The following is an 11797-nucleotide window of genomic DNA, read 5'->3' as shown; positions in this document are numbered from 1 at the left end:
CGAGAAAGACCGCAGCGGTCTGCTTGGGAAGAGGCAAGCCGTTCATGAAAGTCGTCGTCGTCGAGTCGCCCGCGAAGGCCAAGACGATCAACAAGTATCTCGGCCACGACTACGAGGTCCTGGCCTCGTTCGGGCACGTGCGCGACCTGCCGGCGAAGGACGGCTCGGTCGATCCCGAGCAGGACTTCAAGATGCTCTGGGAGCTGGAGGAGCGCGGCGCCAAGCGGGTCTCCGAGATCGCCCGGGCGGTCAAGGGCGCCGACACGCTGATCCTCGCCACCGACCCGGACCGCGAGGGCGAGGCGATCTCCTGGCACGTGCTGGAGGCGCTGCAGGCCAAGCGGGTGCTGAAGGACGTGGCGGTCGAGCGCGTCACCTTCAACGCCATCACCAAGGACGCGGTGCAGACCGCGATGGCCAACCCGCGCCAGATCGACCAGGCGCTGGTGGACGCCTACCTGGCCCGGCGGGCCCTCGACTACCTCGTCGGCTTCAACCTCTCGCCGGTCCTGTGGCGCAAGCTGCCCGGCGCGCGCTCGGCCGGCCGGGTGCAGTCGGTGGCGTTGCGGCTCGTCTGCGACCGCGAGGCGGAGATCGAGGCGTTCAAGCCGCGGGAATACTGGTCGCTGGTGGCGACGCTGGCGACCGCCAAGGGCGCCACGTTCGAGGCCCGGCTCGTCGGGGCCGACGGCAAGCGCATCCAGCGCCTCGACGTCGGCACCGCCGAGGAGGCGGAGGCGTTCCGGCGCGACCTCGAACTCGCCACCTTCGCGGTCGCGAGCGTCGAGTCGAAGCCCGCCAAGCGGCACCCGCAGCCGCCCTTCACCACCTCGACCCTGCAGCAGGAAGCCTCCCGCAAGCTCGGCCTCGCCCCGGCCCAGACCATGCGCATCGCGCAGCGGCTCTACGAGGGCGTCGAGATCGGCGGCGAGACGGTCGGCCTCATCACCTACATGCGGACCGACGGCGTCGACATGGCGCCCGAGGCGATCCGCGACGCGCGCCGTGTCATCGGCGCCGAGTTCGGCGACGCCTACCTGCCGGGGGCCCCGCGCAGCTACAGCGTGAAGGCCAAGAACGCGCAGGAGGCCCACGAGGCCGTGCGCCCGACCGATCTCGGCCGGCTGCCCAAGGAGGTCGCCCGCTTCCTCGAACCCGAGCAGGCCAAGCTCTACGAGCTGATCTGGATCCGCACCATCGCGAGCCAGATGGAATCGGCGGAGCTCGAACGCACCGTCGTCGAGATCGCCGCCCAGGTCGGGCCGCGCCGCCTCGACCTGCGGGCGACCGGGCAGGTGGTGCGGTTCGACGGCTTCCTCACCCTCTACCAGGAGGGCAAGGACGACGAGGAGGACGAGGAATCCCGCCGCCTGCCGCCGATGCAGGCGGGCGATCCGCTGCGGCGCGAGCGCGTCGCCGCGACCCAGCACTTCACCGAGCCGCCGCCGCGCTACTCCGAGGCGAGCCTCGTCAAGCGGATGGAGGAGCTCGGCATCGGCCGTCCCTCCACCTACGCGGCCGTGCTGCAGGTGCTGCGCGACCGGGAATACGTCCGCCTCGACAAGAAGCGCCTCGTGCCGGAGGACAAGGGCCGCCTCGTCACCGGCTTCCTGGAGAGCTTCTTCCAGCGCTACGTCGAGTACGACTTCACCGCCGACCTGGAGGAGCAGCTCGACCGGATCTCGAACGCCGAGATCGACTGGCGCGAGGTGCTGCGCGACTTCTGGCGCGACTTCTCCGCGGCGCTGGCCGGGACCAAGGAGCTGCGCACCGCCGAGGTGCTGGAGGCGCTCAACCAACTGCTCGGCCCCCACATCTTCCCGCCGCGGGCGGACGGCGCGAATCCCCGCGCCTGCCCGAACTGCGCGGGCGGCACGCTCTCGCTCAAGCTCGGCAAGTTCGGTGCCTTCGTGGGCTGCTCGAACTACCCGGAATGCAAGTACACGCGGCAGCTCTCGGCCGCCGGCCTCGACGGGGACGGGGAGGGAAGCGCCGGCGAGGGCGGCCAGCCCGGCGTGCGGGTGCTCGGCGAGGATCCGGCGACGGGCCTGCCGGTGACGCTGCGCGACGGCCGCTTCGGTCCCTTCGTGCAGCTCGGCGAGGCCTCGGCCGAGAAGGGGGCCGAGAAGCCCAAGCGCTCGTCCCTGCCACGGGGCCTGACGCCCGCGGACGTGACCCTGGAGACCGCTCTCAAGCTCCTCGCCCTGCCGCGGGAAGTGGCCCGGCACCCCGAGAGCGGCGAGCCGATCCTGGTCAATCTCGGCCGCTTCGGCCCCTACGTCCAGCACGGCAAGACCTACGCCAATCTCGGCAAGGACGACGACCTGCTGGAGATCGGCGCGAACCGGGCGATCGACCTCATCGTCGCCAAGGAGCAGGGTGGGGGACGGCCGGCGGCCGATCCGGGCCGGGTTCTCGGCAACGACCCGGAGGGGCGCGCCGTCACGGTCAAGGCCGGCCGCTACGGCCCCTACGTCACGGATGGCGAGGTCAACGCGACCCTGCCGAAGGGGGCCGACAAGCAGGCTCTCACCCTCGAGGAGGCGCTGCGCCTGATCGCGGCCCGCCGCGAGGCGGGCGGCGGCACCAAGAAGAAGACGTCCGGCCGGGCCCGCGCGGCGCGCAAGACGGAGGCGAAGCCGGCCGCCAAGGCCAAGGCGGAGAAGGCCGCGAAGCCGGCCGCCGCGGGCAAGAGCGCGTCGGCGGCCAAGAGCGCGTCGGCGGCCAAGAGCGCGTCGGCGGCCAAGAGCGCGTCGGCGGGCAAGAGCGCAACGGCGCCCGAGAAGGCGCCCGCGCGCAAGAAGGCGGCGGCCGCCGAGTAGCGCGCGCTCAGAGCGCCCAGGCGAGGGTGGCGGCGAAGACCACCGCGAAGGCCGCTCCCGTCGCCGTGGCGGCGAAGCGGTGCGCGGAGGCGTGGGTCGCCACGGCGGCCTCGTCGAGGTAGCCGAAGGCCTGTCCGGCCGCGCGCTCGGCGCGCGCGAGGGCGATGTGGTGCGCGTGGCGGGTGGCGGCCGTCATCGGGGGCGACTCCTCGACAGAACGGGGACAGCGTAGCCGTAACGCGTTGACGCCTTCTTTGTTCCAGCCCGGGAGGGACGGGTGAAGCAATCTTAACGTAACCTGTTTACCACCTGGGGCCGGCTGGGGGCGCCGCGCGCTCCCGCCCCACCCCGGATCCGCCTTTGGACCCTTTCTGTTTCCGGTTTGTTCCGGTATAGGGAGAGGATGAGTGCGATTGCTGCCAGAGCCGTCCCCCCGTCGCGAGGCCGCCGCGTGAGCGATCCTGCGCGCGATCTGTTCGCTCCGGGCGCCAAGCCGGCGCCCGGCGACCCCGAATCCGGCGCGAAGCGCCCGCGCCCCGTGGCGGTGCCATCCCCCGCCGCGGAGGCCGGCTACGACGCCTCGGCGATCGAGGTGCTGGAGGGGCTGGAGCCGGTGCGGCGCCGGCCGGGCATGTATATCGGCGGCACCGACGAGAAGGCGCTCCACCACCTCTTCGCCGAGGTGATCGACAACTCGATGGACGAGGCGGTGGCCGGGCACGCCACCTTCATCGAGGTGGAGCTGGAGGAGGGCGGCATCCTCAGCGTCACCGACAACGGTCGCGGGATCCCGGTCGACCCGCACCCGAAATTCCCGGGCAGGTCGGCCCTCGAAGTGATCATGACCACCCTGCACGCGGGCGGCAAGTTCGATTCCAAGGTCTACGAGACCTCGGGCGGCCTGCACGGCGTCGGCGTCTCGGTGGTGAACGCGCTCTCCGACCGGCTGGAGGTCGAGGTCGCCCGCAACCAGACCCTCTACCGCCAGCACTTCTCGCGCGGGGTCCCGCAGGGCGAGCTGGAGCAGGTCGGCCGGGTGCAGAACCGGCGCGGCACGAAGGTGCGCTTCCATCCCGACCCGCAGATCTTCGGGGCGCTCGCCTTCGACCCGCGCCGCCTGTTCAAGATGGCGCGCTCGAAGGCCTACCTGTTCGGCGGGGTCGAGATCCGCTGGCGCTGCGCGCCCGCCCTGGTGGAGGGCATCGAGGGCGTTCCGGCCGAGGCGGTGCACCGTTTCCCGGCGGGCCTGCGCGACTACCTCGCCCAGGAGATCGACGGCAAGGAGCTCGTCACCGACGCGCTCTTCACCGGCAAGATCACGAGGCCGGGCAGCCACGGCTCCCTCGAATGGGCGGTGGCGTGGCTCACCCACGACGACGGGTTCTCCTCCTCCTACTGCAACACGGTGCCGACGCCGGAGGGCGGCACGCACGAGAGCGGGCTGCGCATCGCGCTGCTGCGGGCCCTGCGCGACCACGCCGAGCGGGTCGGGCAGGTCAAGCGCGTGCAGGCGGTGACGACCGACGACGTGATGGCGACCTGCGCGTCGATGCTGTCGGTGTTCATCCGCGAGCCCGAGTTCCAGGGCCAGACCAAGGACAAGCTCGCGACGCTCGAAGCCTCGCGCATCGTCGAGGCGGCGGTGCGCGACGCGTTCGACCACTGGCTCGCGGCGTCGCCGACGCAGGCCAACAAGCTCCTCGACTGGGTGATCGACCGCGCCGAGGAGCGGCTGCGCCGCCGCCAGGAGAAGGAGGTCGCCCGCAAGACCGCGACCCGCAAGCTGCGCCTGCCGGGCAAGCTCGCCGATTGCTCGAAGGCCGGGGCGGCCGGCTCGGAGATCTTCATCGTCGAGGGCGACTCGGCCGGCGGCTCGGCCAAGCAGGCCCGCGACCGCGCCAGCCAGGCGGTGCTGCCCCTGCGCGGCAAGATCCTCAACGTCGCCTCGGCGAGCCGCGACAAGCTCGGGGCGAACCAGCTCCTCTCCGACCTGACCCAGGCGCTCGGCTGCGGCACCGGCTCGCATTACCGGGACGACGACCTTCGCTACGAGAAGGTCATCATCATGACGGACGCCGACGTCGACGGCGCCCACATCGCCTCGCTGCTGATCACCTTCTTCTACCGGCAGATGCCGAAGCTGATCGAGAAGGGGCACCTCTACCTCGCGGTGCCGCCGCTCTACCGGCTGAGCCAGGGCGCGAAGACCGCCTACGCGCGCGACGACCGCCACAAGGAGCAGTTGATCAAGACCGTGTTCAAGAACGGCAAGGTCGAGATCGGGCGCTTCAAGGGCCTGGGCGAGATGATGCCGGGGCAGCTCAAGGAGACCACCATGGACCCGTCGAAGCGCACGCTGCTGCGGGTCGAGGTGCTGGACGAGGCGCGGGAGGCGACGGGCGACGCGGTCGAGCGCCTGATGGGCAACAAGCCCGAGGCCCGCTTCGCCTTCATCTCCGAGCGGGCGGTCTTCGCGGACAAGGCGGAACTCGACATCTGATCGGGGGCCCCGCGACGGCTGCGGGGCGTCCCGGCGCGGCCGCGGGCCCGGGCGAACGGCCCTGTCGTGGGCCGGGCCGGCAGGACGGAAGCGGCGGAGATGGGGCCTCGGTGTCGGTGAGCCGCGCGCCTTGCCGTGGGCTCGCGCCCCGGGCGCCGCTTCCACCCGTCATCCGCGTGTCGCCGCTACGCGCCGGACCGGACGAGTTCCGGGGCGATCCTCGCGGCACGTCTCATCGGCGGCGGCATGCCTCCCTCCGATCGTGCCTCCGGCCACCGCGTCGGGCGTCGGAGCAGGGGCAGCGTGATCCCGCGGCGACGGCAGGTCAAGGGAGATTCGCCGCGCCATCGGCTGCTACACTCCCGGGCGCGGACGGCTCGACCCGCCCGCCGCCAGACGAGGAGGAGACGCCGATGACAGGTTCCGAGATCCGGGTCGCGACCTTCGCGGGGCCTGGCGCCGCGCCGGAGATCCGCACCGTGCCCTGGCCCGCCGTGCCCCGGAAGGCCGCCCTCATCAAGATCGGCGCCTGCGGCGTCTGCGGCACCGACCAGCACATCCTGAAGGGCCACTGGCCCAAGCCCCTGCCCTGGCCCTTCACCCTCGGCCACGAGATCGGCGGCGTCATCGTCGAGAAGGGCGAGGACTTCACCGCCGATTTCATGGAGAAGCCGCTGCAGGTCGGCTCCAAGGTGATGATCCCGCCGCTGATGCCCTGCGGCCACTGCTACTACTGCGTCCACTATCCGGAGCAGGCCAACAAGTGCCTGACGCCGGTCTATTACGGGCGCTACCTGGGCTTCGACAAGGCGCCGCACCTGTGGGGCGGCTTCGCCGAGTACGTCTACGTCGACCTCGACATGCTGCCCGGGACCAAGGTCTACAAGCTGCCGGACGACATGAACCTGCGGCTCGGGGCGCTCGCCGAGCCGCTGACCTCCTGCATCCGGGCCTTCAACCGGGCCGTCCGGGCGGGCGGCTTCAAGTGGGGCGACACGGTCGTGATTCAGGGATCGGGTCCGATCGGCATCCTGGCGGTGGCCGCCGCCCAGGAGATGGGGGCGGGCCGGGTGATCTGCGTGGGCGCGCCCGAGGAGCCGCGCCTCGCCCTCGCCCGCCGCTTCGGGGCCGAGGCGACGGTGGACATCACGGAGATCCGCACGCCGCAGGAGCGCATCGCGCGCGTGCGCGAGATCGTCGGCGGGTTCGGGGCGGACCTCGTGATGGATTGCTCGGGCCATCCCTCGGCCGGGCCGGAGGGGATCGAGTTCCTGCGCGACGGCGGCACCTACGTGGAGATGGGCCAGTTCACGGATGCGGGCGCGATCGAGACCTCGTGGCACCGGATCTGCGCCAAGGACCTGACCGTGCTGGGCTCCTGGGCCTTCACGGGCAACGACTTGCCCCTCGGCGTGGACATGCTCTATCGGGCGCGGGCGAAGTACCCGTGGCTGGAGATGCAGACGCTCTACCCCTTCACCCGGGAGGGCGTGAGCGCCGCCGTCGCCGACGCCATGGCGATGCGGACCGTCAAGTCCACGATCGTGCCCTTCCCCGATCTCGTGGCCTGACGGGCCGGACGGCGCACGGGCCGAACGGGCGCCGCCGACCGGCGGCTCCGACCGTACTCATGAGGAGCACCCCTTGTATCGTGGACTGATCGCCCTTCTGGCCCTGACGATGCCGGCGCTGGCGCAGCCGAGACTCGACCCGTCCGGGACCTGGCTGACGGCGGGCGGCGACGCCCATATCCGGATCACGCGCTGCGGCCAGGGCTATTGCAGCACCGTCGCCAAGGTGCTGACCGGCGAGGCGAAGGACGTGCACAACCCCGATCCGGCCCTGCGCGCGCGCAGCATGGTCGGCGTCGCCCTGTCGACCGACATGCGCCCGACCGGCGAGGGCTGGGAGGGCTCGCTCTACAATTTCCGCGACGGGAAGACCTATACCGGCAAGCTCGCCGTGAAGGGCCCGAACGCGCTCGAACTCGCCGGCTGCGTGCTCGGCGGGCTGATCTGCAAGCGCCAGATCTGGTCGCGGGTCAATTGACGCGGAACCCGCGCGGGGCCTTCCCGTCCCGCGCGGCCGCCGCTCCGCAGCGGCGGACGGGCCGCAGCCGGCAGCATCATTCGGCATGACTTGCGAAAGAAACCATCCGCAATTGGCCGCACCATCGCTGCATGTTCGGGACCGAATTCGAGGCGACGTGCCACAACAGGATCTCGAAGATCGTTCGCGATGATGTGAATATGTCATTGTGCCCCTTGGTCAAGCATTCGTTAAGATTTGCAGATTAGACGAAGGCATCGTCCTTCCGGCTGTCGATTCGAGCACGACCATGTTCAAGCGTCGTTCCGCAAACGATGAGCTTATCGCGATCTTGGGGCGCTACGCCGGGGTCGGGCTGTGGGATGCCGTCCTGCACGAGGGCGATCCGATGCACCCGAAATCGCGCTGGACCTGGTCCGAGCAGTTCCGGCGCCTGCTCGGCTACGCGTCGCGGGAGGAATTCCCGGACATGGTGACGTCCTGGTCCGAGCGCCTGCATCCGGAGGATGCCGCGCGCACCTTCGCGGTGTTCAAGGCCGCCCTGGCGAATGTCCGGGACAAGGGCAGCTACGACGTGACCTATCGCCTGAGGATGCGCGACGGCTCCTATCGCTGGTTCCGCGCCACGGGCGGCGTCGCGCACGGGCCGGACGGGACGCCGCTGCGCGCCTGCGGGTCGCTCGTGGACATCCACGCAGGCGTCGTGGCGGAGGGCGAGCGGGGCCGCCGGGTCGAGGCGCTGCTCGGGGAGTTCGACCGCGACGCCGTCGCCATGCTGGAGGCCTTCGCGCGCTCCGCCTCGGCGATGGAGGAGACCGCGCACGCGATGACCTCCATCGCCGACCGCGTCCGCACCGGGTCGGGCCACGTCGCGACCGCCTCCGGCGAGACCTCGGCCGGCGTCGAGAGGGTCGCCGAGGCGACCGAGGAGATCGCCGCGACGATCCGCCAACTCTCCGAGCGGGCGGCGCACGCCTCGGATCTCTCGACCTCGGTGGCCGAGAAGGCGGCCCGGACGGACGGCATGGTCCAGGACCTGTCCCGCGCCGCCGACCGGATCGGGGCCGTGGTCGGCATGATCGCGGCGCTCGCCCACCAGACCAACCTGCTGGCGCTCAACGCCGCGATCGAGGCGGCCCGCGCCGGGAGCGCGGGGCGCGGCTTCGCGGTCGTCGCGGCCGAGGTCAAGGAACTCGCCGGCGAGACCGCCAAGGCCACCGACCAGATCGCCGCCCAGATCGCGGAAATCCGCGAGGCGACGGGCACGACCGTCCGGGCGATCGGCGAGATCGGGCGGTCCATCACCGAACTGCGCGACACCAATCTCGACATGGTGCGGGCCATGCGTCAGCAGGGTGCCGTCACCTCCGACGTCGCGCAGACCCTCGCGCGGACCGCCTCGGGCTCCCGGCTGGTCTCGGAGAACATCGTCGCGGTGCGGGAGGTCGCCGAGGAGGCCGGCCGCACGGCGGACGCGGTCCTCGGCTCGGCCCGCGGGCTGGCGCGGTACTCGGGCGAACTCGGCGACCGGCTCCGCGGCTTCCTGACGGCGGTCCGCGCGGCCTGACCCTGCGTCAGAGCTCTCCCGGTCCGGCGGCGCGGCCGGACCGGGCGGCCATCCGGGCGACCCGCGCCTGCCACAGGCAGAGGAGCGGGGTGACGAGGAGCTCCATCCCGAGGGCCGCCAGCATCACGAGCGAGGGCACCCCGGTCAGCCACAGGCCGAGGAGGCGCCCCAGCCCCCCGAGCACCACCACCAGGGTCAGGAACCGGAACAGCCGCGTCCTCTGCTCGATCTCCGGAACGGTCGACCAGAACAGCAGCCCGATGCCGAGGAGGAGGCCCGAGAGGTAGCGGAAATGGCTGTCGACCGACACGGCGACGCGCTCGCCGCCGATGCCGCCGGCGCCGAACACCACGCCGTAGAGGCCCCCCGCCACCGGGACCAGGGCGGCCAGCGCCACCACCCGCTGGAGCAGGCGCCGTTCCTTGTCCATGGCCTCGCCCCTCCCGCGCGTGCGACACACGCCCGTGTATCAGGGTCGCACGGTCCCGGGCGATCCCCTCCCGGTGAGCTCCCGCAGGAGAGTCAGCTGATGCGCACACCCGAGATGTCCGCACCCGAGATGCCCGCCCTGGCCATCCGCGTCGCCGTCCCGGACGATCTCGAGGCGATCGTCCGCCTGCACGAGGCCGACGCGGTCGGCGGGCACGGGGATGCCTGGACGCCGGAGAACCGGCCCGCCTACGCGGCCGCCCTCGCGGCGATCGCGGCGAGTCCCGATTGCGACCTCTACGTGGTGCTGGAGGACGGGGAGGTGGTCGGGAGCTTCCAGCTCTCCTTCCGGCAGGGGATCACGAGCCGCGGCGCCCGCCAGGCCGTGCTCGAGAGCGTCCAGGTCCGCGCCGACCGGCGCTCGCGGGGCGTCGGCGCCCGGATGGTGGAGGAGGCCGAGCGGCTCGCCCGCGCCGGCGGGGCGACCTCGCTGCAGCTCACCTCCAACAAGCGCCGGGTCGACGCGCACCGCTTCTACGAGCGCCTCGGCTACGCCCGCAGCCACGAGGGCTTCCGCAAGCCGCTCTGATCCGGGATCCGGTTGATCACAGCGGATCCCGGATCACCAGCCCGCGCGGCGCGTGAACGAAGCCCGCATCCGCCATCCCGAGGGGATCTGGCGGATTGGGTCTGAGCCGGCCTTCAGGCCTTCTGCTCCTTGAGGCGCTTCACGCATTTGCTGAAGTATTTCGGCCAGGTCGGGCCCTGCGCGGCCTTGTCGGCGGTGGACAAAGCCCGCCACTCGGCGCCGCACTTCTTCTGCCGCTCGCGGGCTGCCATGCCCTTCACGGTCGGCTCGGCCCTCTCCTGGGCGCGTGCCGGGAGGGGCGGCGCCAGCACTGCGGCGACGAGGGCTGCGAGGACGAGGCGGGAGCGCATGGAAGACCTCCGGTCGCCCCGCTGACGCTGGGGCAGGTTGCCGGCCCATCACTGCCACAGGCGTTCCCTCCGGCAAGGTGCCGCGCCCCGTCCGGTCCGCGACCGCGCCGAAAAAGTCCTTTGCGTCGCATTTTCGCCGCAGCCTCGCGCGCCCGAGCGACGTTTTCGCTTCACAGGCGCGGGCGCTCTCTGGTTAAGCTCGCCCGGCGAGAGACCCGATCCACGCCCGCGCGAGGGGACCGTCTGCATGTCGGCCGTCACGACTCCGCCGATCGACCTCTACTACTGGACGACGCCGAACGGCTGGAAAGCCTCGATCATGCTGGAGGAGTGCGGGCTGCCGTACCGCATGATCCCGGTGAACATCGGCAAGGGGGCGCAGCGCGCGCCCGAGTTTCTCAGCGTTTCGCCGAACGGCAAGATCCCGGTGATCGTCGATCACGACGGGCCCGGGTCCGCGCCGATCACGATCTACGAGTCGAACGCCATCCTGCAATACCTCGCCCGCAAGACCGGCCAGTTCTACCCGGAAGCCGAGCGGGAGCGTATCGCGGTCGATATCTGGCTGTTCTGGCAGGCGGCGAATTTCGGCCCGGTCCTCGGCCAGACTCACCATTTCCGCATCTACGCGCCGGAGAAGATCCCCTACGCCATCGAGCGCTACACCGCCGAGGCGGCCCGGCTCTACCGGGTCCTCGACGCGCAGCTCGCGGCGCACGCCTTCGTGGCGGGCGATGCCTACACGATCGCCGACATCGCGGTCGTCACCTGGGCGAAGCTCTGGGAACGCCAGGGCCTCGACATCGCGGATTACCCGCATGTCGGCCGCTGGCTCGACGCCGTGAAGGCGCGCCCGGCGGTCCTGCGCGGCTTCAAGCTCCGGGCCGAGCCGGAGAATGCCGCCGCGCCCGCCTGAGGCGCGGCGGCCCCGCGGCCCGGGTCAGGGCGTGACGGTTGGGTCAGGGCGTGACGGTTGGGTCAGGGCGTGACGGTCTTGGGCTTCGCGGCCGGCTTGGCGGGGGCGGCCTGCGCCACCTCGTCCGGGGCCTTGGTCCAGGTCTGCGAGCCGCACAGCACCTTGAGCAGGCAGCCCGAGATCGAGAGTTCCGAGGCGCTCTCGCGGGCGATCGTCACCTCGTAGAACTTGCCCTCCTCGGCGTTGTAGATCTGCCCCTTGTAGCCGGCCTCGTCGGGCTTGAGCCCCTCCATCAGCTGCAGGCCGATCACCGGCCGCTGCCGCTTCTTGGGATCGGGGTTCTTGATGTCGGTGCGCGGCTGGCCCTGGTCGTTGAGCGGGACCTTCAGCCAGACGACCGTGCCGCAGGCTTGGCTGCCGGCCGGGCCGCAGCGCTCGATCTTGATCTTCGCCCGGCCATCCTCCGTCAGCCACGTGCCGGAGGGATCGGTCCCCGCCTGCGCGGCGGTGCCGGCGAGGAGCAGGAACGCGGTGAGGGCGGGGGTCCGGACTGAACGCATGGACGAATCTCCCTT

The 11797-nt window shown here is 71.5% G+C and carries 11 protein-coding genes; 7 read left to right on the top strand and 4 right to left on the bottom strand.

All coding sequences use genetic code 11. The annotated features are described in order from the left end of the window. Positions 1-44: 44 nt before the first annotated feature. Complete coding sequence (topA, locus tag MET2598_RS0103375) at positions 45-2822, top strand: type I DNA topoisomerase (RefSeq protein WP_018259862.1); 2778 nt, start codon at positions 45-47, stop codon at positions 2820-2822. A gap of 7 nt (positions 2823-2829) precedes the next feature. On the opposite strand, the gene MET2598_RS0103370 is transcribed toward topA, so the two are convergent. After that, on the bottom strand, positions 2830-3018 hold the full coding sequence (locus MET2598_RS0103370) for a hypothetical protein (protein ID WP_012334083.1): 189 nt from the start codon (positions 3016-3018) through the stop codon (positions 2830-2832). 255 nt (positions 3019-3273) lie between these two features. On the opposite strand from MET2598_RS0103370, the gene parE reads away from it, so the two are divergent. The 4 genes from parE to MET2598_RS0103350 all read left to right on the top strand — a co-directional run bounded on the left by parE (position 3274) and on the right by MET2598_RS0103350 (position 8938). Next, a complete protein-coding gene (gene parE, locus MET2598_RS0103365) occupies positions 3274-5322 on the top strand; it encodes a DNA topoisomerase IV subunit B (protein ID WP_018259861.1) in 2049 nt (682 codons plus the stop codon). 413 nt (positions 5323-5735) lie between these two features. Beyond that, the gene (locus tag MET2598_RS0103360) at positions 5736-6893 is read left to right on the top strand and encodes a zinc-binding dehydrogenase (protein ID WP_012334085.1); all 1158 of its coding nucleotides are present in this window, start codon (positions 5736-5738) and stop codon (positions 6891-6893) included. A 73-nt stretch (positions 6894-6966) separates the two neighbouring features. Next, positions 6967-7371, top strand: a complete 405-nt coding sequence (locus MET2598_RS0103355) for a DUF2147 domain-containing protein (protein ID WP_012334086.1) — start codon at positions 6967-6969, stop codon at positions 7369-7371. A 331-nt stretch (positions 7372-7702) separates the two neighbouring features. After that, positions 7703-8938 carry a methyl-accepting chemotaxis protein gene (locus MET2598_RS0103350; protein ID WP_018259860.1) on the top strand — a complete coding sequence of 412 codons (1236 nt, stop codon included), beginning with the start codon at positions 7703-7705 and terminating at the stop codon, positions 8936-8938. Between the two features lie 7 nt (positions 8939-8945). On the opposite strand, the gene MET2598_RS0103345 is transcribed toward MET2598_RS0103350, so the two are convergent. Next, positions 8946-9368 (bottom strand): DUF4345 family protein, encoded by a 423-nt coding sequence (locus MET2598_RS0103345; RefSeq protein ID WP_012334088.1) that lies wholly within the window; start codon positions 9366-9368, stop codon positions 8946-8948. Positions 9369-9467: 99 nt separating this feature from the next. On the opposite strand from MET2598_RS0103345, the gene MET2598_RS0103340 reads away from it, so the two are divergent. Continuing rightward, positions 9468-9956, top strand: coding sequence for a GNAT family N-acetyltransferase (locus tag MET2598_RS0103340; protein ID WP_018259859.1), 489 nt, complete (start codon positions 9468-9470; stop codon positions 9954-9956). Between the two features lie 113 nt (positions 9957-10069). Here MET2598_RS0103340 and MET2598_RS0103335 read toward each other — a convergent pair whose 3' ends face one another. Further along, the gene (locus tag MET2598_RS0103335; protein WP_012334090.1) at positions 10070-10306 is read right to left on the bottom strand and encodes a hypothetical protein; all 237 of its coding nucleotides are present in this window, start codon (positions 10304-10306) and stop codon (positions 10070-10072) included. Positions 10307-10553: 247 nt separating this feature from the next. On the opposite strand from MET2598_RS0103335, the gene MET2598_RS0103330 reads away from it, so the two are divergent. Continuing rightward, a complete protein-coding gene (locus MET2598_RS0103330) occupies positions 10554-11222 on the top strand; it encodes a glutathione S-transferase N-terminal domain-containing protein (protein WP_012334091.1) in 669 nt (222 codons plus the stop codon). Positions 11223-11284: 62 nt separating this feature from the next. Here MET2598_RS0103330 and MET2598_RS0103325 read toward each other — a convergent pair whose 3' ends face one another. Next, positions 11285-11782 (bottom strand): DUF2147 domain-containing protein, encoded by a 498-nt coding sequence (locus MET2598_RS0103325; protein ID WP_012334092.1) that lies wholly within the window; start codon positions 11780-11782, stop codon positions 11285-11287. Between the last annotated feature and the right edge of the window lie 15 nt (positions 11783-11797).

The organism is Methylobacterium sp. WSM2598 (assembly GCF_000379105.1).
In the GTDB taxonomy this organism is placed as follows: Bacteria; Pseudomonadota; Alphaproteobacteria; order Rhizobiales; family Beijerinckiaceae; genus Methylobacterium.
Note: the sequence above shows the minus strand (reverse complement) of the source record. Positions and strands in the feature narration are given on the sequence as shown.

Bases quoted from the DNA above. Each gene is read 5' to 3' on its own strand.
- MET2598_RS0103370 (WP_012334083.1), bottom strand. From the start codon at position 3,018: ATGACGGCCGCCACCCGCCACGCGCACCACATCGCCCTCGCGCGCGCC.
- MET2598_RS0103360 (WP_012334085.1), top strand. From the start codon at position 5,736: ATGACAGGTTCCGAGATCCGGGTCGCGACCTTCGCGGGGCCTGGCGCC.
- MET2598_RS0103330 (WP_012334091.1), top strand. From the start codon at position 10,554: ATGTCGGCCGTCACGACTCCGCCGATCGACCTCTACTACTGGACGACG.
- MET2598_RS0103345 (WP_012334088.1), bottom strand. From the start codon at position 9,368: ATGGACAAGGAACGGCGCCTGCTCCAGCGGGTGGTGGCGCTGGCCGCC.
- MET2598_RS0103335 (WP_012334090.1), bottom strand. From the start codon at position 10,306: ATGCGCTCCCGCCTCGTCCTCGCAGCCCTCGTCGCCGCAGTGCTGGCG.
- MET2598_RS0103340 (WP_018259859.1), top strand. From the start codon at position 9,468: ATGCGCACACCCGAGATGTCCGCACCCGAGATGCCCGCCCTGGCCATC.
- topA (WP_018259862.1), top strand. From the start codon at position 45: ATGAAAGTCGTCGTCGTCGAGTCGCCCGCGAAGGCCAAGACGATCAAC.
- MET2598_RS0103325 (WP_012334092.1), bottom strand. From the start codon at position 11,782: ATGCGTTCAGTCCGGACCCCCGCCCTCACCGCGTTCCTGCTCCTCGCC.